This is a genomic window from Mesorhizobium sp. AR10 (genome assembly GCF_024746795.1).
In the GTDB taxonomy this organism is placed as follows: Bacteria; Pseudomonadota; Alphaproteobacteria; order Rhizobiales; family Rhizobiaceae; genus Mesorhizobium.
Genome location: NZ_CP080524.1, coordinates 5,901,860 through 5,923,069, shown reverse-complemented (window position 1 = coordinate 5,923,069; position 21,210 = coordinate 5,901,860). Strand labels below are relative to the sequence as shown.

At 62.1% G+C, this 21,210-nt stretch carries 20 protein-coding genes; 7 read left to right on the top strand and 13 right to left on the bottom strand.

Annotation, left to right across the window (positions count from 1 at the left end):
* Positions 1 to 81: 81 nt before the first annotated feature.
* Positions 82 to 1,098 (bottom strand): hypothetical protein, encoded by a 1,017-nt coding sequence (locus LHFGNBLO_RS32375; protein ID WP_258604140.1) that lies wholly within the window; start codon positions 1,096 to 1,098, stop codon positions 82 to 84.
* Positions 1,099 to 1,503: 405 nt separating this feature from the next.
* On the opposite strand from LHFGNBLO_RS32375, the gene LHFGNBLO_RS32370 reads away from it, so the two are divergent.
* The 3 genes from LHFGNBLO_RS32370 to LHFGNBLO_RS32360 all read left to right on the top strand — a co-directional run bounded on the left by LHFGNBLO_RS32370 (position 1,504) and on the right by LHFGNBLO_RS32360 (position 4,447).
* On the top strand, positions 1,504 to 2,766 hold the full coding sequence (locus LHFGNBLO_RS32370; RefSeq protein ID WP_258604139.1) for an ADP-dependent glucokinase/phosphofructokinase: 1,263 nt from the start codon (positions 1,504 to 1,506) through the stop codon (positions 2,764 to 2,766).
* A 12-nt stretch (positions 2,767 to 2,778) separates the two neighbouring features.
* Complete coding sequence (locus LHFGNBLO_RS32365) at positions 2,779 to 3,552, top strand: SDR family NAD(P)-dependent oxidoreductase (protein ID WP_258604138.1); 774 nt, start codon at positions 2,779 to 2,781, stop codon at positions 3,550 to 3,552.
* Positions 3,553 to 3,613: 61 nt separating this feature from the next.
* Entirely contained in the window at positions 3,614 to 4,447 is an 834-nt protein-coding gene (locus LHFGNBLO_RS32360) for a DeoR/GlpR family DNA-binding transcription regulator (protein WP_258604136.1), read from the top strand.
* Between the two features lie 104 nt (positions 4,448 to 4,551).
* Here the strand turns inward: LHFGNBLO_RS32360 and LHFGNBLO_RS32355 are convergent, their stop codons facing one another.
* Positions 4,552 to 5,748: an ROK family transcriptional regulator gene (locus LHFGNBLO_RS32355; protein ID WP_258604134.1), complete on the bottom strand. Its 1,197-nt coding sequence runs from the start codon at positions 5,746 to 5,748 to the stop codon at positions 4,552 to 4,554.
* A 252-nt stretch (positions 5,749 to 6,000) separates the two neighbouring features.
* Here LHFGNBLO_RS32355 and LHFGNBLO_RS32350 point away from each other — a divergent pair, with 252 nt between their 5' ends.
* From LHFGNBLO_RS32350 to LHFGNBLO_RS32335, 4 genes are all read left to right on the top strand, one after another.
* Positions 6,001 to 8,568 carry an ATP-binding cassette domain-containing protein gene (locus LHFGNBLO_RS32350; RefSeq protein ID WP_258604133.1) on the top strand — a complete coding sequence of 856 codons (2,568 nt, stop codon included), beginning with the start codon at positions 6,001 to 6,003 and terminating at the stop codon, positions 8,566 to 8,568.
* Entirely contained in the window at positions 8,565 to 9,554 is a 990-nt protein-coding gene (locus LHFGNBLO_RS32345; protein WP_258604132.1) for an ABC transporter permease, read from the top strand. The genes LHFGNBLO_RS32350 and LHFGNBLO_RS32345 overlap by 4 nt, the downstream gene beginning before the upstream one ends.
* Before the next feature lie 47 nt (positions 9,555 to 9,601).
* Positions 9,602 to 10,603 carry a rhamnose ABC transporter substrate-binding protein gene (locus LHFGNBLO_RS32340; RefSeq protein WP_258604131.1) on the top strand — a complete coding sequence of 334 codons (1,002 nt, stop codon included), beginning with the start codon at positions 9,602 to 9,604 and terminating at the stop codon, positions 10,601 to 10,603.
* Positions 10,604 to 10,697: 94 nt separating this feature from the next.
* Positions 10,698 to 11,459, top strand: a complete 762-nt coding sequence (locus tag LHFGNBLO_RS32335; RefSeq protein ID WP_258604130.1) for a glutamine amidotransferase — start codon at positions 10,698 to 10,700, stop codon at positions 11,457 to 11,459.
* A gap of 54 nt (positions 11,460 to 11,513) precedes the next feature.
* On the opposite strand, the gene ccoS is transcribed toward LHFGNBLO_RS32335, so the two are convergent.
* From ccoS to nirK, 11 genes are all read right to left on the bottom strand, one after another.
* On the bottom strand, positions 11,514 to 11,660 hold the full coding sequence (gene ccoS / locus LHFGNBLO_RS32330; RefSeq protein WP_258604127.1) for a cbb3-type cytochrome oxidase assembly protein CcoS: 147 nt from the start codon (positions 11,658 to 11,660) through the stop codon (positions 11,514 to 11,516).
* On the bottom strand, positions 11,657 to 13,951 hold the full coding sequence (locus tag LHFGNBLO_RS32325) for a cation-translocating P-type ATPase (RefSeq protein ID WP_258604126.1): 2,295 nt from the start codon (positions 13,949 to 13,951) through the stop codon (positions 11,657 to 11,659). The genes ccoS and LHFGNBLO_RS32325 overlap by 4 nt, the downstream gene beginning before the upstream one ends.
* Before the next feature lie 5 nt (positions 13,952 to 13,956).
* The gene (locus LHFGNBLO_RS32320; RefSeq protein WP_258604125.1) at positions 13,957 to 14,763 is read right to left on the bottom strand and encodes a DUF2189 domain-containing protein; all 807 of its coding nucleotides are present in this window, start codon (positions 14,761 to 14,763) and stop codon (positions 13,957 to 13,959) included.
* Positions 14,764 to 14,809: 46 nt separating this feature from the next.
* Positions 14,810 to 15,016 (bottom strand): hypothetical protein, encoded by a 207-nt coding sequence (locus tag LHFGNBLO_RS32315; RefSeq protein WP_258604123.1) that lies wholly within the window; start codon positions 15,014 to 15,016, stop codon positions 14,810 to 14,812.
* Positions 15,013 to 15,894: a cytochrome-c oxidase, cbb3-type subunit III gene (gene ccoP / locus LHFGNBLO_RS32310; protein ID WP_258604122.1), complete on the bottom strand. Its 882-nt coding sequence runs from the start codon at positions 15,892 to 15,894 to the stop codon at positions 15,013 to 15,015. Before ccoP ends, LHFGNBLO_RS32315 begins: the two co-directional genes overlap by 4 nt.
* Positions 15,885 to 16,055, bottom strand: coding sequence for a cbb3-type cytochrome c oxidase subunit 3 (locus LHFGNBLO_RS32305; protein ID WP_258604121.1), 171 nt, complete (start codon positions 16,053 to 16,055; stop codon positions 15,885 to 15,887). Before LHFGNBLO_RS32305 ends, ccoP begins: the two co-directional genes overlap by 10 nt.
* Complete coding sequence (gene ccoO, locus LHFGNBLO_RS32300) at positions 16,052 to 16,792, bottom strand: cytochrome-c oxidase, cbb3-type subunit II (protein ID WP_258604119.1); 741 nt, start codon at positions 16,790 to 16,792, stop codon at positions 16,052 to 16,054. Before ccoO ends, LHFGNBLO_RS32305 begins: the two co-directional genes overlap by 4 nt.
* A 5-nt stretch (positions 16,793 to 16,797) precedes the next feature.
* The gene (gene ccoN, locus LHFGNBLO_RS32295; RefSeq protein WP_258604118.1) at positions 16,798 to 18,450 is read right to left on the bottom strand and encodes a cytochrome-c oxidase, cbb3-type subunit I; all 1,653 of its coding nucleotides are present in this window, start codon (positions 18,448 to 18,450) and stop codon (positions 16,798 to 16,800) included.
* Positions 18,451 to 18,613: 163 nt separating this feature from the next.
* Positions 18,614 to 19,105 carry a group III truncated hemoglobin gene (locus LHFGNBLO_RS32290; RefSeq protein WP_258604117.1) on the bottom strand — a complete coding sequence of 164 codons (492 nt, stop codon included), beginning with the start codon at positions 19,103 to 19,105 and terminating at the stop codon, positions 18,614 to 18,616.
* A gap of 28 nt (positions 19,106 to 19,133) precedes the next feature.
* On the bottom strand, positions 19,134 to 19,958 hold the full coding sequence (locus LHFGNBLO_RS32285) for an SUMF1/EgtB/PvdO family nonheme iron enzyme (RefSeq protein WP_319944195.1): 825 nt from the start codon (positions 19,956 to 19,958) through the stop codon (positions 19,134 to 19,136).
* Between the two features lie 119 nt (positions 19,959 to 20,077).
* A complete protein-coding gene (gene nirK, locus LHFGNBLO_RS32280) occupies positions 20,078 to 21,184 on the bottom strand; it encodes a copper-containing nitrite reductase (protein ID WP_258604114.1) in 1,107 nt (368 codons plus the stop codon).
* Positions 21,185 to 21,210: the final 26 nt, after the last annotated feature.

The window sequence follows — 21,210 nt, the reverse complement described above, 5'->3', positions numbered from 1 at the left end:
TGGCGGGCGCAGTGACCCGTTGGTGGGTCACGTTCCAAACAGAGCGGCCGGTCATGCTTCCGCCACTCATCAGTTCCGGCGTCAGGCGGCCTTGGCGGCCGCGACCGTCAACACGTCTTCTGTGACCACCCGATCGTCCGCGAGCGAGCGGTTCGGCGTCAGCCCAAGCTTCTGCAGGTCTCCGTGATAAGCGCGCACCGCTTCCTCCGGGCCGATCGTGCCGTCGGCAACCGCCCGCATCAAAACGATGAGGTGAAGTGGCGCTTCGGCGAGGTTTATCTTGCGGCCGAAGAGCGCCAGACGAGCGCCATAGCGTTCCGACTGGGCGACGAGCTCGAACGTGTCGCGCGTGGTGCCGGCACCGCCGCCGAGCACGCCGACGATCAGCTCGGAGTCGAAATTGACGAGTTCCTCCAGCGCTTTCGGCCCGTTATAGGGTGTCTTCAGGAAAAGCGGACGTTCGGCCTGGGGCACGCTCGCCAGCGACTTGATGATGTGGTCGTTAACGAATTCGCCGGTCTGCTCGCGGCTAAGACCGATGTCGACGCTCGGATTGAAGACCTCGTAGAAATATTTGAAGTTGGTCCGGGCAGCCTCCGCGCGGAATTCGGCAAAGGCATTCAGCGTGCGGATGTCGAGTTCGACATCGTTGCTGAAGGAAACCGAATAGAGGGCAAGGTCCGTGCCGCGCTTCGGATAGCTGGCAATGGCGCGCGCGAGATTGGTATCGCGGAAGGGCACTGACGGCTGCTGGGTATAGACGCCGTGGCGCACGGCGCCCCAGCACATTGTTTCCAGATTGCCGCGGATCGCAGGCTTCATCTCGCTGCCGAAGAAGGCGCCGCGCTCATCGAGAAGATCAAGGTTGGACTGCGACACCAGCATGAGGTCGACGACGTCCTGTTTGATGATCTCCTCGATCTGGGCGATGAATTCCTGGCGGCTGCGGCGGCGCGGCGGCTTGACCGAATAGTCGAACCCCGTAGCGGTCACGCCGGCGCCGACGTCGCTATCCTTGGCATCGGCAATGATGAAATCAGTCGGTTTGTAGCGGCCCGTGCGAATGTTCGCCAGCTTCCTGTCGAGTCTCGTTACCATAGGTGTTCCTCGGTAGAAATGTTGTACGGCTCTGCTGCCGGCGCTCTTCCTTCGCCGTTCCAAGCTCGATGCCATATGCGGATATTTCTCATAATCTGTCAATAGCTGTCTAAATCTTTCTAATTTTGCTTCAGCACGAGCCATCTGGCAGCACAACACCCATCTATGCGCCGCTGATCGAGAATCAAACTCGGAATAACATTATGTTTTTACAAGGAAAATTTAGTATGCGCATATCGTATGGAGCAATTTGAGCATTTGCACAAAATTTCTTGCTGCAATGCCAAAAGAAAGGGTTTTCCGCACCATTTTCGCGCAATCTTGGCACGGGACGAGCAAAAATCGCATTGACGATTTGGAAGATAATGATAGCAATTGGCAGCGTCGGTGAGGAGGATCGCGGCCTTGAGTGATGGTTTCGCCACGTCGTGCGCAGAACGCTATTCCGCCCTGATCGATCCACGGTCCGGTCCGCTTGGCACGGACGCCCTTTCGTCGGCGGGCCTCTTCTTGTGCGGCATCAGCGCATGCGTCGATGCACGGATCGAGATGCACCAGATCCAGCCGCTTCTGGACGCACCTGCCGATACCCCCGCGGCGCAACTTGCCAACCTCCTTCTTTCTCGAGCGGCGCGCGGTGTGGGCGGCGAGGTACGGTTCGACTGGCCGGAAGGACCGGCCTGGCTGCGCGAACGGCTGCCGGCGCGCTATGCACTGGGCGGAACCGGTCCTCAGGCGGCCTGGGTGCTCGCGCAACTTGGCGTTCGCTCCCTGGTCGCGCTAGAGGATCGCTATGCGGCAATGCTGCAGAAGATCCCGGCCGGCGTTCTGCTGGCGGAGGGGGGCACGCTCAGGACGGCGGACACGGTGTCGACCGCTGGCCCGCATATCCCCGAAATCTTCATCTTCGAATTCACAGCCGGCCGCGCGATCGGCGCCGTCGTGCCGACCCGTTCCTCTCGTGTCATCATCCGCTTTTGCGATCGCGGCATTCAGCACGACAAGGATTTCGAGATCATGTCGCGCCGGCTGGCGTCGTCGGCCGCCGCCGGGCTTCTTTCCGGACTGAACGACGAGGCGGTGGAGAATGTCGGCGCCGCCAGCCGGCACGTCTTTGCCCTCAGCCGCGACTGGAAGGCGGCCGGCCTCAGAACGATCCATTTCGAGTTGGCGGGCTATGCGACACAGCAGGCCGTCGAGGAGCTTCTTTCCCACGCCCGCGGCGCGATCACCTCTCTCGGAATGAGCCACTCCGAACTGCTCGCCATGAACCCGTCCGCCCATCACCCCATGGAGGCTCTTGTGACGCTCGGCGAACGGCTCGATCTCGAGCGGGTCTGCGTACACGCCGATACATGGGCCGCCGCTGTGACCCTGAACGATCCGAAGGAAGAGGAACGGGCGCTGATGGCAGGCTGCGCGATTGCCAGCGCCAGGGCGGCGAATGGAGAACCCGCACGAACCATCGCGATCGCGCCGATGGCCGAGTTCCATCCGCTCCCCTTCGAAACGCCTGTCCGCGGGGGTCGCTGGACCTTCGTTGCCTGTGCGTCTCCCTATGTGGAGAAGCCCGTGACGACGCTCGGCCTGGGCGACAGCTTCACCGCCGGCTGCCTGCTCATTCTCGGACGCAACCGCCACGCCGACGCCACCCTCCAACACGCCTGAAGGACAAATTCCATGTTTCTCGAACGGTTCCGCCTCGACGGCAAAACGGCCTTCATCACCGGCGGTGGCCGCGGCATCGGTCTGTCGACGGCTGAAGCGCTCGCCGAGGCCGGCGCTCGGGTCATCATATCGGACATGGATCCGCAGGTGCTGGAGGCAGGACGTGACGAGCTGAAGCGGAAGGGCCACGATGTCGAGGCGGTGCAGCTCGACGTAACCGATTCCAAGGCGGTTGCCGCGGCAGCGCGATCCGCCAACGAGCGCTGCGGCGCGGTCGATATCCTGATCGCCAATGCCGGGATCGCCTGGCCCGACACTGGCGGCGAGGAGATGAGCGACGAGGTATGGCTGAAGGTGGTCGACGTCGACCTGAACGGCGCCTATTGGTCCTGCCGGGAATTCGCAAGACCCATGCTCGAACGCGGACGCGGCTCGATCGTCACACTCGGGTCCATGTCCGGGCTGATCTCCAACAAGCCGCAACGCCAGGTGCACTACAATTCGGCGAAGGCAGCCGTCCACCACATGACACGCTGCCTTGCCGGAGAATGGGCCGAACGCGGCGTAAGGGTAAACTGTGTCGCGCCGACCTATGTCGATACCGTCATGTCGCGCGGCGGCTTCACCGACGACAGACTGATGCCGGTGTGGATGGAGATGACGCCGATGAAGCGCGTTGCGCGCCCGGACGAGATCGCCGCGCCCATCCTCTTCCTCGCCTCGGATGCCGCGAGCGCCATGACCGGCGCGGTCGTGGTTGTGGATTGCGGTTATACGATTTGGTAGAGATTGACTGATTTGGCCTGAAATCTGTCGACCTCGCTGTCGGCTACCAACCGGGTGAAGCATGGAGTCTCCAAGCAAGCGCGTCGATATCGTCCCTGCCAAGCGGCAGGCGCTTATTTTGGAGCACCTGCGCATTAGCGGCGCGGCCAGCATCCAGGAACTCGCAGACACGATCGGCGGATCGCAATCGACGGTAAGGCGCGATCTCGAACACCTGATGGAAAAGGGCTATCTCGAGCGCACCCATGGTGGGGCGCACCTGCTGCAGCCGATGCGCGCTACCTTCGAACGCGAAATGACCGTCAATGCAGAGCTGCAGCACGCCGAGAAGGTTGCGATCGGCCGCGAGGCCGCGCTGCGGCTCAGCGCTCGCGACAGTGTCATCTTCGACAGTTCCTCGACCGTCATGGAGGTGGTGCGTGCCGCCGCCGAACGGGACTTGCCGCTGACCGTGGTGACGAACAGTCTCGACATCGCCGACTTCGCGGCCGACATCAAATCCTGGCGCATCATCCTGCCGGGCGGCACCGTCCGCCCCGGCTACCGGCACCTTGCCGGCGAGCCGGGCGAGAGCTTCATCAAGACGCTCCATGCCGACCTCTGCATGACAGGTGCTTCGGCTGTGACGGGCACGCTGCTGACGGAAACGTCGCTGGAGGTGGCGTCGCTCAAGCGCGCCATGATCTCGTCTGCCCGCAAGACAATCCTGCTCGTCGACAGCTCGAAGTTCACCGCACCAGGTTTCTGTACGCTTTCCGATATTTCAGAGATCGACGAGGTGATCACCGACGAGGGCATCTCCCGAGACGCACTTTCATCGTTGCGCTCCGCCGAACGAAAAGTGACGGTGGTTAGCGTCAGCACTTTGTCGGCTTCAGGGCGTTTCAAATTGTGATGCCCGACGCCGGACGTTTCGTTAATTCGAGTGCGTCCGATGCCGGAGGGCTTGAACGGACTCACTTCTACGCTGGCGGAGACGCCTCTTAGAGTTAGGAGCATTCAGGCTTGGCCGGCCAGCGCCGACAGGCTGCCGAGAAGCTTCGTTTTGTCCTTGCCTATCATTAACACGCCGCTGTCCGGGGCCAACAGCGCCGAGAACGGCAACATGGCGGCGCCGATCGGCGAGGCCTCGGGGCCGAATTGTCCCGACACGATTTCCGGCGCCACGATGCCGATGGCGCTGATCCGGTTGAACTGGGTCTGCACCCTTGCCAGCAGCTCGAGATGGATCGGCCGCGGCAGGATGCTGTCGAGAACGATCGCCTCGATGTCGATGACGGAGGTAATGGCGATGATGGCCTCGACCAGCGCGTTGGCGCAATCGTCGATCCATTCGACCAACGGCTCGCGCGCACCCGGCGGCAGCGGATCCAGTTCCCGCACGCGATTGATCTCGATGCCACGCGATTTGAGATGATTGACCAGCACATAGATGGAGGCGCGATGCAGCAGGCTCTGATAGCGCGCCGGCTTGGCCGCCACGGAATCGAGGCTTGAAGGCGAGACCGGCAACGGACCAAGCGCGGCGCTGTTGCCGTGCGGTCCGGTATGGACCTTGCCGCCCTGCACAAGCCCACCGCCGACAAAAGTGTCGATCGAGATATGCATGAAGTCGCGGAACCGCGCGCCGGCCCCCTGGATGAGTTCAGCCAGCGCTGCCGACGACGCGTCGTTTTCCACGAAGACTGGCGTCTTCGGCCTTGTAGTGAAGAATGTCCTCAGGTCGATTGCCTCCCAGCGGCTGCCAAGATCGTGGGGGAAGCCGAGCTCCTCGCTCCAGCCGCCGAGGAAATAGGGCGAAGCGATGCCGACGCCGACAATGCTGGCATCGCCAAGCCCGGCCACCACCTTGTCGAAGCTGGCGAGCGACATATTTCCGGCCCTGAGCACCAGATCGGGATCCGGAAACCGGTATTCGTGCGACTCGCGGGCGCGGACCTCACCGGCGAAGTCGACAAGCACGGCTTCCAGCGCACGCCGGCCGATCTTGATGCCGATGCTGTAGATCCGCTCCGGCGTAAGCCTGTAGAGAGTGGACGGAGATCCGCGTTGCCCGAACCTTTTTCCCACTTGCTTTACAAATCCAGACGACTCCAGCCCGTCGACAATGGTGGCGACAGCGGCCGGTGTCAGATTTGCGGCGCGCGCCAAGTCGGACTTGGAAGCCTCCTTCAGCCGGCGGATGGCATCAAGCACGAAACGCTCATTGTAATGCCGAACTTTGACAGAATTGCTGCCTTTTCCAGACAAAACCGGCGCCTCCATCTATTTCTCGCGGAGCTACTCTGGTCGCCTGCAGCTGTGAAGCTGCTGCGATCGTGGCACTCCGTCTGCGCCCTTGCGCGACGCGACAGTGCCTCTCGGGGCCATCGAAGTCAATTTTCTTGTTGCAGCTTGTGCCTATTTAATATAGCAAATTGAATAAATAACTAAGACCAGGGAGGGAAGGTGCTGGACTTGGGCGCATATGGCGAAGCCGGTGCTGCGGTGAAGAGGGATGTGGCAGTCCCTGTTGCCCTGGTTCAGGCGACGAAGGCCTTCGGCGGCACAATTGCCCTCAAGGACGCGTCCTTCGAATTGCGCTCCGGCGAGGTGCTGGCGCTGCTTGGCGAAAACGGCGCCGGCAAGAGCACCTGCGTGAAGCTGCTGGCCGGCGTTCATTCACCTACCGGCGGTTATGTCGAGGTCGACGGCAAGCCTGCGCACTTCCATTCGCCGCACGACGCCCAGGCCGCCGGTATCGCGGTCATGCACCAGCATCCCGGCCTGTTCCCGGATCTTTCGGTGGCGGAAAACATCTATCTCGGTCATATGCCACGCGACCGCTTCGGTGGCATCGACAACGCCGCCATGCTTGCTGGCGCTGGCAAGGTACTGGCCACGGTCGGCCTCGACGTCTCCGCCGAAACGCGATTGGGAACGCTGCGGACGTCCGAACAGCAGTTGGTCGAAATCGCCCGCGCCCTGTCGCTAGACGCGCGGGTGCTGATCATGGACGAACCCACGGCGGCGCTGTCGCAGCGCGAGGTCGAGCGGCTGTTCACTGTCGTTGCCGATCTCAGGCTGCACGGTGTGGCGATGATGTTCGTCGGCCATCGCATGGACGAAATCTTCCGCATCGCCGACCGCATCGCGGTGCTGCGCGACGGGCGCCTCATCGGCGTCAAGCCAAAGGCCGAGCTTGGTCGCGCCGCTGCCATCAGCATGATGGTCGGCCGCGAAGTGACCGACCTCTATCCGGAACGAAGCCACGCCATCGGCGCGATGGTGCTGGAGGCGAGGGGACTATCGCGCGTCGGCGGCTTTTCCGACATCGATCTCAAGCTCCACGCCGGAGAGGTGCTCGGGCTTGGCGGCCTGGTCGGCAGTGGGCGGACCGAGATTGCGCGCGTGCTGTTCGGCATCGACCAGCCGGATGCCGGCGAAATCCTGATCGACGGCAATGCCGTGCGCTTCGCGTCGGCGCGCAAAGCCATGGATGCGCGCATCGCCTACGTCTCTGAAGACCGCATGGGCCAGAGCCTGGTGATGGATTTTTCCATCCTCGACAATGCGGTGCTGCCGGTTCTCGACAAGGCCGCGCCCTCCGGCTTCTACGGCACGGATCGCGCAATCGATCTGGTTGCGGACTGGCTGAAGCGCATGAAGCTGCGCTTTTCCGGTTATGGGCAGCCGGTCAAGGAATTATCCGGCGGCAATCAGCAGAAGGTGGTGCTGGCCAAATGGCTGCGCACCGAGCCGCGCGTCCTCATCCTCGACGAGCCGACGCAAGGCATCGATGTCGGCACCAAGGCGGAAGTGCACGCGATGATCGCCGACCTTGCTGCACAAGGCATGGCAAACCTCCTGATCTCCTCCGAGATGCCAGAGCTCATCGGCATGTGCGATCGTATCATCGTCCTTCGCGAAGGCCACCGGACGGCCGAATTCGCCAGGGGTGAAGCCACCCAGGAAAAGGTGCTCGAAGCGGCGACGAAGACCGACGAGCGCGTCGATCCGGCAGCGCAGGCGGAGCGTGCTGCCATCATGGAGCAGAAAAAAGGACCGCTCGATTTCCTGAAGCGACGAGAGTTCGGGCTGCTCGCCGCGATTCTGGCGGTGGCCATTCCGGTCACCATCATCAACCCGCGCATGGTGAGCGCGGCAAACTTGACCGCCGTCTCGATGGACGCAGCCCTGCTGGTGGTCGCGGCACTCGCCCAGATGCTGGTGCTGATCACCCGCAACATCGACCTTTCGATCGCCGCCGTGATCGGTCTTTCGGCCTATATGGCGGCCAGCATGGTTCAGGCCTATCCCTCGCTCGACATCGGCATCGGCCTGGCGACCGCTTGTGCGGTCGGCGGCGTCGCCGGTCTGATCAACGGCCTTGTCGTCACCAGGGGAAAGATCCCGGCCATCGTCGTCACGCTGGCCTCGATGTCGATCTTTCGCGGTTTCAATTCGATCTGGGCGGCCGGCGACCAGGTCAGCGCCGACGAGGTCACGCAAGCCTGGCTCGATATGACCGGCCTGAAGATCGCAGGCGTGCCGCTGATCGTCGTCATCGCCATCGTCATTCTGTGCGCCGGCTACGTGCTGCTCTATCGCACGGCGATCGGGCGCGAGCTGTTCGCCACCGGCTCCAATCCGGATGGGGCGCGTCTCATCGGCATCCCTGTCGACCGGCGCATCCTGCTTGCCTTTGGCGTGGCCGGCCTGCTCGGCGGCCTGTGCGGGGCGCTCTGGGCATCCCGCTACGCTACCATCGATGCTCGCGTCGCGCTCGGCTTCGAACTCACCGTGATCGCTTCGGCGGTGGTCGGCGGCGTCGCCATCCGCGGCGGTTCGGGCACGCTGCTCGGCATCATTCTCGGCGCGCTCACCCTGCTGGTCATCAAGAACGGGCTGACGCTGGTGCGCGTCGATCCGCTGTGGCTGCAGGGCGTCTACGGCCTGGTGATCCTGGTCGCCATCGGTATCGACACCTTCATCGTGCGGCGCGCGGAACATGCGAGACAGGCGAGGGCGAGATGAGAAAGTTCCTGCGCTCCATCGACTTCTGGGACCTGCTGCTGGCGGGCTCTTGCCTGGCCATCTTCCTCTACGCGGCGATCTTCGTGCCGAATTTCGTGTCCGGCTTCAATCTCTCGCAACTGGCCGCGAGTGCCTCGGAAAAGGCGTTGCTGATCCTGCCGATGACGCTGCTCATCATCACCCGCGAGATCGACCTGTCGATCGCCTCGGTGTTGGCGCTGACGTCCGTGGTCTTTGGCCTGCTCGTCCAGGCCGGTGTGCCGACGCTGGCGGCAATCCCGCTGACGCTCGTCGCCGGCGGCGTGCTCGGCGCCTTCAATGGCTATCTGGTTTCGGGTCTGGGGCTACAGTCGCTGGTGGTGACGCTCGGCACCATGGCGCTCTATCGCGGTATTGGCTACATCCTGCTCGGCACCGGTTCGGTCAACATCCTGCCGCCTGCGGTCGTCGATTTCGGCATCAACAACTTGCCGGGCACCCAGATACCGTGGACCATCGTGCCCTTCCTGGTGCTGGCGCCGATCTTCGCAGTCGTTCTGCAAAAGACGCCGACCGGCAAGCGCATCTATGCACTCGGCGGCAGCCCCGAAGTGGCGCGCTATTCCGGCATCGACACGCGTCGGATGGTGCTGAAACTGTTCGTCGTCTCGGGCGGCGTCGCGGCAATCGCCGGCATCGTCTATACCGCGCGCCTCTCCAATGCCCGTGCCAACAATGCGCTCGGCATGGAGCTCGACGTCATCACCATCGTGCTGCTTGGCGGCGTCAGCGTCTTTGGCGGCAAGGGCCGCCTGACCGGCGTCATGCTGGCGCTGGTCCTGATCGCCATCATCCGCAACGTGCTGGCGCTCAACCAGATCGGCGGCGATGCGCAGGGCATGATCATCGGCATGCTGCTGATCGGCTCTCTGCTCGTCGGCAATTACTGGCGCTCCACACAGGAGCTGCTCAGCAGATCCCGCGCAATGCGCGAGACAAAGGGGTGATCTCGGGCCCCTTCCTTCAAGCCCGATCTTTAAACGGAGGAGTCACAATGAAAGCGTTTAGATTAGCCCTGCTCGCATCCGCGGTTCTGCTCGCGCCAACGTCGCTGGCCTTCAGCCAGGAGTGCGCCAAGGAACCCGTAACGGTCGGTTTCCTGCCCAAGCTAGACACGGACCCCTACTTCAAGGTGGCTTTTGGAGGCGCCGAAGAGGCGGCGAAGGAAATTGGCGGCACCGCTACCCAGGTCGCCCCATCGCAGGCGACGGCCGAGGCGCAGATCGAATTCATCAACAGCCTCGTGTCGCAGAAGGTCGGGGTCATCGCAATTGCCGGCAATGACGCCAATGCCGTCGCGCCTGCGCTGAAGCGCGCCGTTCAGCAGGGCGTCAGGGTGATCTCGTATGACTCCGACGTGGCGGCCGATGCCCGCGCGGTGTTCGTGAACCAGGTGAAGGGCGACAGTCTTGCCGAAATGATGCTGGAAAGCGCATTCAACCTCAGTGGCGGTGAAGGCGAATTCGCAATCCTGTCGTCGACGCCCACGGCGACCAACCAGAACGCCTGGATCGACTTCATGAAGGCGAAGATGGCGGCCGAGCCGAAGTTCTCCAAGATGAAGCTGGTGCAGGTCGCCTATGGCGAAGAGAGCGAACAGATCAACCAGCAACAGGCGTTGGCGCTGGTGCAGGCGTTTCCGGATCTCAAGGTGATCATCGTTCCAGCAGGCATTGGCCTTCCGGCGGCCGCGCGTGCACTTGAGGAGGCGGGCATGATCGGCAAGGTCAAGCTGACCGGCCTCGCGCCGGCCACTTTGATCTCGAAATACATCAAGGACGGCGCCGCGCAGGATATCTGGTGGAATGTCACCGATCTTGGCTATCTTACCTATCAGACTGCCCAGGCGCTTGCGCAGTGCAAGATCACCGGCAAGGAAGGTGAAAAGTTCACGGCAGGCAGGCTCGGCGAATACACGATAGGGACCGGCGGCGAATTGATCCTCGGGCCGGCGAAAATTGTGACCCCCGAAAATCTGGCCGAGTTCAAGTTCTGATCCGACGATCTTGAACCTTGGGGGCGCTGGTTTTGCCTGGCGCCCCTATCTCAGCTCTCTCAATCCCGGTCGATCGGACAGTGCAGGTGCGACGATGAACGTGTTGCTTGCAGGTGAAACCTTTGCGGCGACGACCTCGGTCGCCGTCGGCGGCGATGTGTTGACAAGTGCGACCTCGACGAATGGCGCGACGGCCTTCAACGCCGCACTGGCCGCAGAGGGCATCGCTGTCACGCAGATCGGCGGTGATCGCTGCGCCGCGGAGTTTCCCTATGACCTCGATGCGCTTGCCCGGTATCAGGCGGTGGTGATCTCCGATGTCGGCGCGCTGACATTGCTGGTCACGCCTGATGCCCGCGCCGGGCATGTCGGCGTCAACCGCCTCGAGGTGTTGAAAGCCTATGTCGAAAGCGGTGGCGGGCTGATGTTGGCCGGCGGCTATATGGGCTTTCAGGGCATGTTTGGGACGGCGCGGTTCCACGACACCCCGGTCGAAGACGTCCTGCCGGTGCGCTGTTTGCCGTTTTGCGACGGCATGGAGGTGCCGCAAGGCCTGCAGGCCTCCATCCTGCAGCCGTCCCACCCGATCTTTGCCGGGATGGAGGAAGCGTTGCCGGCGATCCTCGGCATGAACAAGCTGGATTTCAGGCGCGACGGTTCATCCCGGCTGCTTGCGACCTGTCATTACCGCGGCACGGACTGGCCGCTCCTTGCTGTTCGCAACCATGGCCGCGGCCGCACGGTGGCCTGGGCGACCGATATCGGCCCGCACTGGCTCTCGCAGGATTTTCTCGCATGGCCGCTCTACGGCAAGCTGATGGCGAACATGATCCGTTGGCTCGCCGGCAGCGAATAGAAGGCTCTGGAATACCGGGTTCAACCAGTGCCGTTGCCCGGCGCCCTGACCTTGTCACTCAGGATCGTCGTCCAAAAGGATTCTCTGCGCTGCGCCGTCGAGGTCGTCATACTGACCGGACCGCAGGGTCCACATGAAGGCCGCAAGTCCGGCGAGCCCCATCAAGAGTGCGACCGGCACCAGAATCGTCAGGTAGCTCATGGTCCAGAACCTATCGGCTGCAGGTCTGGATGAATGGATGCGGCTTGCCTGGCCGGTAGGTTTCCAGCGGAGGCATGACCTAAGCGCATCGCATTGGCCACCACCAACACGGACGAGAGCGACATTGCGGCTGCCGCCACGAGCGGAGTGATATAGCCGCAAACGGCAAAAGGGACCGCAATGGCGTTGTAGCCGACTGCCAAGGCGAAATTCTGCCGGATCAGTTTTCCTGCATTGCGCGAAATCTCGTAGGCGTCCGCGACGCTCGCAAGGCTTTCTTTCAGGAACACGAAGTCGGCTGCATTGCGGCCCACATCGGCCGCCGTTGCGGGGGCCATGGAGACATGCGCGGCCGCGAGAGCTGGCGCGTCGTTCAGTCCGTCTCCAACCATCAGCACCTTGGACTGGGCGGTGGTGAGACCCGCGATCCGCTCAACCTTGTCGGATGGAAGCATTTCCGCGGTGAAGTCATCGATGCCGAGCTTCGAAGCCAGATCGGCCACGGCAGATCTGCGGTCACCGGACAGGATCCCGACACCGAGGCCTCGCTGGCGCAATCGATCGATCGTCGAACGCGCGCCTCTTCGCATGGTGTCTTCAAATACCAGCCGCGCCAGCTGCTGCCCGTTCTGGACAAGCAGCGACACCGAGAACCAACCGTCCATGCCTTCCGGTATTTTGCGGCCAAGCGCCCAGTCCGGCCGGCCCAGGCGATAGACGGTGGTTCCCATCCTGGCTTCGAGGCCTCGGCCGGGGTATTCCGCGAGATTCTTCATCGGAGAGGTTCCAACAGAGCCTGGCGATGCGGCAGCCAGAATTGCGACGGACATCGGATGCCTTGAGGCCGACGCCATTTTGGCCGCAAGCGCCAGCGCACTGGGGTCAACATCAGTCCTATTGACGAGAAATGGCCGGCCGAGCGTCAGCGTGCCAGTCTTGTCGAACAGCACAGTGTCGACTTCGGCGAGGCGCTCGAGAGCAGAGCCATCCCTGACCATCACGCCTTTTTCGAAGAGGCGCCGGGCGGCGACGACCTGCACGATCGGAACGGCAAGACCGAGCGCGCACGGGCAGGTTATTATCAGCACGGCGATGGCAATCGAAACCGACGCGTGCCAGTCCCTCGTGATGAACAGCCACCCCAGAAAGGACAGCAGCGCGATGGTATGCACGACTGGCGAATAGAGCGCCGAGGCACGATCCGCCAGTCTGCGATAGCGTGCTCTGCCGCCCTCGGCGGCTTCCATCATTCTGATCATTTCCGCCAGAAATGAATCCTTTGCCTCGGCTGAAGCTCTTATCGTCAGCGGCCCCGTCAGATTGAGAAGCCCGGCCTGGACCAGGGTTCCCGGAATGGCGGGCCTGGGCGCCGATTCTCCGGTGACGACAGAACAATCGAGTTCCGAAGCACCTTCCATGATGATCCCGTCGACAGGGACTCTGTCGCCGGCGGCAATGAGGATGGAGGTCCCCGGCCTGATCTCGGCAATCGGCACATAGCGCCGGCCGTCGGCATCCACGATGATCGCACCCCTTGGCGCGAGGCTCGCAAGCCCTGCCACGGCGGAACGGGCCTTTTCTCGCATCACATGGTCGAGCGTGCGGCCGATGAGCAGAAAGAACAAAAGCGATGTCGCCGCGTCGAAATAGGCATGCGGCCCGCCATGAATCGTATCGTAGAAGCTGAGCCCGAACGCCATCAACACGCCGATGGAAATCGGCACATCCATGTTTGTCCTGCCGTTTCGCAAGGCGGCCCATGCCGAGAAAAAGAATATCCGCCCCGAATAGACAATTGCGGGCACGGCGAGCGCTGCGGAAATCCAGTGGAACGCCTGACGGGTTCCGCCCTCGGCTCCGGACCAGACCGAAACCGACAGCAGCATGATGTTCATGGCGCAGAAGCCCGCGACCGCGAGCGCCTTGATGAGCCGGGAATATTCGGGACTGCGCTGGTCGGCGTCCGTGGTGAAGACATGCGACTGATAACCCGCAGCTTTTAGCGCGCCAATGAGATCGGGCGCCTTGTCGGCGCGCGGGCGCCATTTCACGATGGTCCGTTTCATCGATAGGTTTGCCCGGGCATATTCGACCTCGGGCAAGGCTGACAAAGCGCGTTCGACCGTGGCCATGCAGGAGGCGCAGTGGATTTCGGGCACCGACAGGTCGGTTTGAAAAAGGCCGCCACCGAGGTCGCGGCTCAGAAGGACAAGCTCGTCGCGCGGGCTGGAAACCCGACCTGCCGGGCCGATCTCCAGAGCGGCCTCGGCCCCGGGCGCGCAGCAGCTCATGACCGCTACTCCTTCAGCCCCGGCTCAACCGATATCGTCCGGTAGGCATGCCATGTGGCATGTCCCAGCAGAGGAAAGGTGACAATCAATCCGACCAGGCCGGTTCCAAGGCCAACAAGGGTCAGCAGCAGCACGATTGTACCCCAGGTGATCATCACCGGGCGATTGTTCCAGACGAGCGAAATACTGGTGCCCATTGCGGTAAACGCATCCGTTTTCTGGTCAAGGAGCATGGGAACCGAAAAGGCACTGATGGCGAAGGAGAATGCGGCGAACACCCCGCCAACCGCTGTACCGACAGCCAACATTGCCCAGCCGATGGTGGTTGTGAAAAGCATTGGCGCAATGTGGTCGAAACCGAGAAACGGTCGCCAGCCGAAGAACAGGGCGTAGATGATGACTGCGGCACGCATCCACAACAGCGCCAGGCCGAGCATGATGAAGCCGACGAAGAGAATCTGGCCGCCGGAGGCCGGCCGCACGAAGATCATCCTGGCAAGAGAGATGGCCTTGCCCTGTTCCAACGACCGGCTTTTTTCATAGAGGCCGACCGCAATGAGCGGGCCGACCACCATGAAGGCCGCGGTTGCAGGAAACAGGATGTAGTCGAGCTGAAACAGGAAAAGCCCGCCGACGATCAGCGCGGACACTGCAAAGACGGCCACCCCATAGGCGAGACTGGGGGCCGGCGTCGACATCAGGTCGTGCCAGCCGGCGCGCAGCCAACCGAACGCGGCATTGGCCGGGAGACCACGGTTGCGCGATCCGACGCGGACGAATTCTTCGTCATTGGCTAGATGGAGATCACTCATTTCCATGATCCTTCGTGTCGTTTCGCCACGCCACGTATCTCGAACTTCAGCAAGACGAACTGGCCGCAGCGTAGCTGTTCGTTGCGGGGTCGCCGGGTTCCTTCAAATGCGGCACGCAATCCGCTCGCGACGCGAAGGACACGTACACCAGATGGACATTGGCGGCGGCGACCAGCGCCAATCCGGCCGTGACCAAAATGAGCGCGACAGTTCGCGATCGCGATTTCGACGTCAGGGCGGGATCCAGGCTCACTGGGGCGTCTCCCGGAGAGAAAGCACATAGAGGGCGAGTATCTTGCGCTGGGTCGCGGAGAGGCGCTGTTCCCAATGAGGCATGGTGCCTTGCCGGCCGCCATAGGTTGTCGTGGTGACGGATTGGAGGTCGCCGCCATAGATCCAGTTGCTGTCGGTCAGGTCAGGCGCGCCGAGGTCGTGTTTGCCCTTGGCATCGTCGCCGTGACAGGCAATGCAATTCTGTTTGAACACGTCCTGTCCGGCAGCAATGCTTTGCGGATCGGCATCATGGCCGTCGGCGGTGCCGCCGAGAGACCGCACATAAGCGACCACGTCGGCCAGTTGCTTGCTGTCGATCACCCCATCGCGGCCAAAGGCCAACATCTGAGCGGTGCGCGTATCGGGATGGGTCGAATTGATGCCGACGCGCAGTGTTTCAACGATCGTTTCCGGATCACCGCCCCAGAGCCAGACGCCGGCGGTGAGGTTGGGAAATCCGGGACCGCCCGTGGCTTTGGTCCCATGGCAAGCCGCACAATTGTCGCCAAACAGCGTGTGGCCGGTTTCGCGGACGATCGTCATCATCGAAGGATCGGCCTGAATTGCCGCAAAATCCATTTGATCGATCTTTTGGGTCCAGTTGGAACGCTGTACCGTCGCGTCCTGGACCAGGCGGTCAACACTGGTTTTCTGGTCAATTCCAAGCAAACCCTTGGTGTAGGTGCTGCCCAGCGGCCAGGCGGGCATGAGGACCCAGTAGCACACGGCAAAGAGGGTGGTGATGGCCAGGAAGAAGAACACAATACGCGGAACCGGCGTGTAAAGCTCCTTGATGCCATTCCACTCGTGACCGGTCGTGGCCTGTCCCGTGACGGGATCGCGCTCGCCTATTTCCATGGCTTGTCGTCTCCGTCGAGAATGCTGTCTTTCGCCCTTTCAAACCGCTTCCTGTTCGACGGCCAGAACGTGTAGACGAGGACGCCTACGGCCATCGCAATAAGGTAGAAAAGGCCCCAGCTTTTGGCGAAGGCGACGACGGCGTCGTGTTCCCAGCTCATTGCGTGGCCTCCGGCTGCGCGGCAACCTCCGCCTTGGCGGCGGTGGTCAGGTGACCAAGGATCTGCAGATAGGCGACCAGCGCATCCATTTCGGTAATGGTCGCCGGATTGCCGTCAAAGGCCCTGACCTGCGTTGCTTCCCCGTAACGTTCGGTAACGCCGGCGGCGAAATCACCGTCCGGCGCGGCCTGGCCGAGCGCATCCTGGGTCGCATTGGCGACCATGTCGTCGGTGTAGGGAACGCCGACGTCCCTGAGAGCAGCCAGATGCTCGCCGAGGTCGTCGATGCGCAGTGGGTTATCGCGCAGCCAGCCAAATTTGGGCATGACCGACTCCGGAACAACCGCTCGCGGGTTGATGAGGTGAGCGACCTGCCAGGCGTCGGAATATTTGCCGCCAATGCGGGCCAGATCCGGCCCCGTGCGCTTTGATCCCCACAGCATCGGATGATCATATTTCGATTCAACGGCGAGCGAATAGGGTCCGTACCGTTCGACTTCGTCGCGCAATGTGCGGATCATTTGAGAATGGCAGGCGTAGCAACCCTCGCGGATGTAGATGTCGCGCCCAGCTTGCTCCAGCGGGGTGTAGACCCTCATGTCCGGCGCGTTCTCGACCGTATCGTCGATCGTGAACAGCGGGGCGATTTCGACGAAGCCGCCGATGCTGGAGACCACGACGATGGCAAGCACGAAGCCGATGGCGCTGCGTTCGATCTTGCGGTGGAATTCTGGCATGATCCTCACTCCGCCGGCTGGGCGACAGGCGCCAGTTTGCGTTCTGGCGCGTCCTCGCCCGGTTGCAGTGCTGCTTGCGAATGGCCGCGGATCGTCATCCAGATATTGTAGGAGCCGGTGATGGCGCCGAGTAGAAACAGCAGCCCGCCGAAGGCGCGAGCAATGTAATAGGGATGCATCGCCACCATGGATTCAATGAAGGAATAGGTAAGCGTTCCGTTCTCGTTGTATGTCCGCCACATCAAGCCTTGCAGGATGCCGGAATTCCACATCGCAAAGACGTAGATGACGGTTCCCGAGATCGCCAACCAGAAATGCACCTCGACCAGTTTGGCCGAATACATCCGTTCACGCTTCCACAATGCCGGGACCAGAGTGTAGATCGAGCCGAAGGTGATCAACGCCACCCAACCCAGGGCGCCCGCATGAACGTGGCCGACGGTCCAGTCAGTGTAGTGGGAAAGCGCGTTGACCGGACGGATCGCCATGAACGACCCTTCAAAGGTGGTCAGGCCGTAAAAGACCGCCGCCGCCATCATGAAACGCAGCGTGGCGTCGTCGCGCACCTTGTGCCAGGCGCCGTTCAGCGTCGCGAGCGCGTTTCCGGCCGAGGCCCAGGATGGCACCAGGAGGACCAGCGAAAACGTCATCCCCAGCGTTTGCACCCATTGGGGCAGGGCGGTGTAGTGCAGGTGGTGTGACCCCGCCCACATGTACATGAAGGTAATGCCCCAGAAGCTGATGATCGACAGCCGGTAGGAATAGATCGGCCGACCCGCCCGCTTGGGCAGGTAGTAGTACATCATCCCCAGGAAGCCGGAGGTGAGGAAGAAGGCGACGGCGTTGTGGCCGTACCACCACTGCGTCATCGCGTCCTGGACGCCGGAGAATGCCGAATAGCTCTTGGCGTGGCCGAACGACACGGGCATGGCCAGATTGTTGACGATATGGAGGATCGCCACGACCAGGATGAAGGCCATGTAGTACCAGTTGGCGACGTAGATATGCGGCTCCTTGCGGCGAGCCAGCGTGCGAATGTAGATCGCGAAATACACCACCCAGACGAGGACCAGCCAGATATCGGCGTACCATTCCGGCTCCGCATATTCCTTCGATTGTGTGACACCCATGAAATAGCCGGTCGCGGCCATGACGCAGAACAAATTGTAGCCGAGCAGGACGAACCAGGGGCTGAACTGGTCGGGGAGCCGGGCGCGCGAGGTCCGCTGCAGCACATGGAAAGACGTGGCGATAAGCGCATTGCCGCCGAAGCCGAAGATCACTCCGCTCGTATGAACCGGCCGTAGGCGCCCAAAGCTTGCCCAGGCCGCGTCGAAGGTCAGATCTGGCCAGGCAAGCAGGCTCGCGACCCAGACGCCGAAGAACATACCGACCATCGCCCAGATCATGGTGAGGATGACGCCCACCTTGCTCGGGTCGTCATAATAGTGATCCAGACGTTCGGCAGAGGGTTCGGGGGCATAGAGTGCCGAAAGCATGGGAAAGATCATCGCAACGCTTGCAACAACGACGATAAAGCCATGCACGCCCATCGGATCGCCGCGACCGGCTGCAGCCATGGCCAGTCCGACCATAGCCATAAGGGTCAGCACGACGATTGAAAGTTGGCGTTCGCCGGATGTGAGTTGAGCGAGCATGTGCGTCCACCGTCAGGTGCCCGTCAGGGCGAAATCGTCCCCGATTTTCGCATGGGTGCGCAGCGGTTGGTTTGATCTGGCGCAAACGCGAGCCTGATTTCACCAGAAGAGGTTGTCGTTTCGAGCGGGCGTTCTGGCGGGAGTTTGCCGGTCCGGGGCCGGCTCAGTCGTCCTCGGCTGTCGCAATGTTGGTTGCCGATGAACTGGGAATTGGAAGGCGAAAGAACATCGCCAGCTTCAGGCTTTTCGCAATGCGTTCGGCTCGATCGACAAATACCGCAGCCGTCTGCGGGGCAAAGAGCGCCGCCGCGGTCTCGCCAAACAGCCCCAGCCAGATGTCGAAATCGGCTTCGGTCACGTCTTTCAGCTTCAGATGTGCAGGCACCGGGCGTCCGTGATAGTCGCCCGTCTTGAGAATGACGGAACACCAGAAGTCGGTCATTTTCTCGAGGTGCGGCTCCCAATCGCCGGTGATCTCACGCGCGAAGATCGGCCCGAGCCGTTCGTTTTTCCGTAGTCTGGAATAGAACTCGCGGACCAGCGCACCAATGCTTGCCCGGTCAACTCCCGGATCGGCCAACGGCCGCTCGGCGGCCGGGCGCGCCTGATCGATGGCAGATGTGTTCATGTTGATCCTTTCGGCGATCGTGCCCATTCCCTGACTTCGAAGTCGGCGGCCAAGCTCAGGAAAATCCGAGGCGCTGAAGGGCGGCTCGCATGACGGTGAGGCGTTCACGGACGAGGCGGAAACCCAGATTGTCTGGTGGCGTGCCGACCGCGCAACCGCCACTTTTCCCGTCCCGGATGAAGTTCGACATATATGTGCGGTGGTAGCCCTCCACGACATGCACCCCGCAATTTTCAATCGAACTCACGATGCTGGCGCCGTCGGCAGCTACCGTTGCATGGACGTAGCAGGTCGATGTCCACTCCCAGACATTGCCCGCAACGTCCGCCAACCCCATTGAGTTGATACCAAACGCCCCTTGAACCCTTGGCTCGGGATCGGATTTCCGCCCAAGCGAAGCCTCGGTGCGATACCGGGCGAGCCAGCGCATCGCCGGATTGTTGGGGTCGCCGGCGCCGCCCTCGATGTCGCTGCGGAACCGCTCGGCGGCGGCGTAGGCCCATTCCGCATCTGTCGGCAGCCGCCATGTCGCGCCCGTCTGGGCCGAGAGCCAGCCCGCATAGGCCTCGGCGTCGATGTGGCTTACGCCGGTGACAGGAAAATTGCCGCTATCCAGGCTGTCAGCCGCCCTGCAGCTGCCGGCCGTCACGCACCGTCCGTATTCCGCTGCACTCACCTGGTGCTTCATGATTTTCAGCGCAGCACCGACCGTTGTCAGGATCCGCGGCGCCGCGGCAGGATGGCCTTCCCCGAGGAATTCACCTGGCTGAGGATGGTCGAACGATCCGGGCGCAAGGGTCACGAGTTCTGGGCTCGCCACGAGCCGGCCAGCCACAGAGAACCTGTCAATCGCACTGGTCGCGCCCATGACGATCAGCACGGCAGTTGCGATACTCCCGAGGGCTACGAGTGGGTTGAAAGACATGGCATTTCGTCCGGGCGTACGTAACCTTGCGCAGAGGGCGCAAGGTCACGTCAATGTTCAGGATCGGATCCTCGTCACTGCGTCGCAATGGCCCTTGGGGCTTCGACCTGCGTCATCAGGTCGTCATCCCAGGTTCCGTCGACCGTAAAATGTGCGGTCGCGCCGAGTTCCACGGCCTCGATCAGATTGTGGTTCACATAGGCGTAGATGCCCGGCTGCAGGAATGTATAGAGGGCCGAGCCGGCAGAGCCGCCACGAATGAACCAGGTTTCCAGGTCCTTTGCGGGAGGGTTGGCGAACTTGCCCTGTTCCCAGACATAATCGCCGTGGCCGCCGATCAGATGCGGCCGCGTATCGCGATTGGCCTGCGAATGGACGATCAGGACAGTCTCGCCGACCTTCGCCTTCATGGCGTTCTCGCCGGTCAGCGATCCTGCCTTGCCATTGAATACGACGTGGGTCGGAATCAACCCGCGCATGACCTTCATCATGTCATCGAAATTGTCGCCGGCCGTTTCGTACTTCTTGAATTTCCCCTGCTCGTCGCGGGGGACGTAAAAGTCGTTTTCGCCGATGTAGTAGATTCGGTCATAGCGGATAGGTTTGCCCTTGTCGTCGCGGAGGCCGTCGCGCGGCAGCACCATCACCGCACCGCTCATGCCGGACACGACGTGCCACGGGATCATCGGTCCGCCGGGGGCGCAGTGGTAGACGAACGTCCCCGTGCGCGTTGCCTTGAAGCGGAGTGTTACCTGCTCGCCTGGATTGATAAGTGTCAATTCGCCGCCGCCGAGAGCGCCGGTGGCAGCGTGGAAGTCGATGTTGTGCGCAAGCGTATTGGTGTCGGGATTGACGAGTGTGAGCTCGAGATAGTCGCCTTCATGGACAACCATCAGGGGGCCGGGGATCGAGCCGTTGTAGGTCATCGCATTGAGCTGCGTCCCATCGGCATCGATGACAACGGGCTTTTCCTCGACTGTCATCGTGAACTCGACGACTTTCGGACCGCCTTTGGCCACCTGGTCGTGAGCATGGACGAACGGCGGTGCAACGAGGGTGACCTTTTCGCGCGGCAGTCCAGCAACTTCCTTCGCGCTGGCCACAGCCGGCATTGCGACCATCGTTGCCGCTGCGGCGGCGGTAAGGACAGATCCCAACAGAGCTTCACGTCGCGTAAGCATTTCAATCTCCTTGTGCGTCAACCACT

Excerpts from the sequence above, each read along its gene's own strand:
- LHFGNBLO_RS32375 (WP_258604140.1), bottom strand. The coding sequence starts at position 1,098 with ATGGTAACGAGACTCGACAGGAAGCTGGCGAACATTCGCACGGGCCGC.
- LHFGNBLO_RS32365 (WP_258604138.1), top strand. The coding sequence starts at position 2,779 with ATGTTTCTCGAACGGTTCCGCCTCGACGGCAAAACGGCCTTCATCACC.
- LHFGNBLO_RS32360 (WP_258604136.1), top strand. The coding sequence starts at position 3,614 with ATGGAGTCTCCAAGCAAGCGCGTCGATATCGTCCCTGCCAAGCGGCAG.
- LHFGNBLO_RS32345 (WP_258604132.1), top strand. The coding sequence starts at position 8,565 with ATGAGAAAGTTCCTGCGCTCCATCGACTTCTGGGACCTGCTGCTGGCG.
- LHFGNBLO_RS32340 (WP_258604131.1), top strand. The coding sequence starts at position 9,602 with ATGAAAGCGTTTAGATTAGCCCTGCTCGCATCCGCGGTTCTGCTCGCG.
- LHFGNBLO_RS32335 (WP_258604130.1), top strand. The coding sequence starts at position 10,698 with ATGAACGTGTTGCTTGCAGGTGAAACCTTTGCGGCGACGACCTCGGTC.
- ccoS (WP_258604127.1), bottom strand. The coding sequence starts at position 11,660 with ATGAGCTACCTGACGATTCTGGTGCCGGTCGCACTCTTGATGGGGCTC.
- LHFGNBLO_RS32325 (WP_258604126.1), bottom strand. The coding sequence starts at position 13,951 with ATGAGCTGCTGCGCGCCCGGGGCCGAGGCCGCTCTGGAGATCGGCCCG.
- LHFGNBLO_RS32320 (WP_258604125.1), bottom strand. The coding sequence starts at position 14,763 with ATGAGTGATCTCCATCTAGCCAATGACGAAGAATTCGTCCGCGTCGGA.
- ccoP (WP_258604122.1), bottom strand. The coding sequence starts at position 15,894 with ATGGAAATAGGCGAGCGCGATCCCGTCACGGGACAGGCCACGACCGGT.
- LHFGNBLO_RS32305 (WP_258604121.1), bottom strand. The coding sequence starts at position 16,055 with ATGAGCTGGGAACACGACGCCGTCGTCGCCTTCGCCAAAAGCTGGGGC.
- ccoO (WP_258604119.1), bottom strand. The coding sequence starts at position 16,792 with ATGCCAGAATTCCACCGCAAGATCGAACGCAGCGCCATCGGCTTCGTG.
- ccoN (WP_258604118.1), bottom strand. The coding sequence starts at position 18,450 with ATGCTCGCTCAACTCACATCCGGCGAACGCCAACTTTCAATCGTCGTG.
- LHFGNBLO_RS32290 (WP_258604117.1), bottom strand. The coding sequence starts at position 19,105 with ATGGGCACGATCGCCGAAAGGATCAACATGAACACATCTGCCATCGAT.
- nirK (WP_258604114.1), bottom strand. The coding sequence starts at position 21,184 with ATGCTTACGCGACGTGAAGCTCTGTTGGGATCTGTCCTTACCGCCGCC.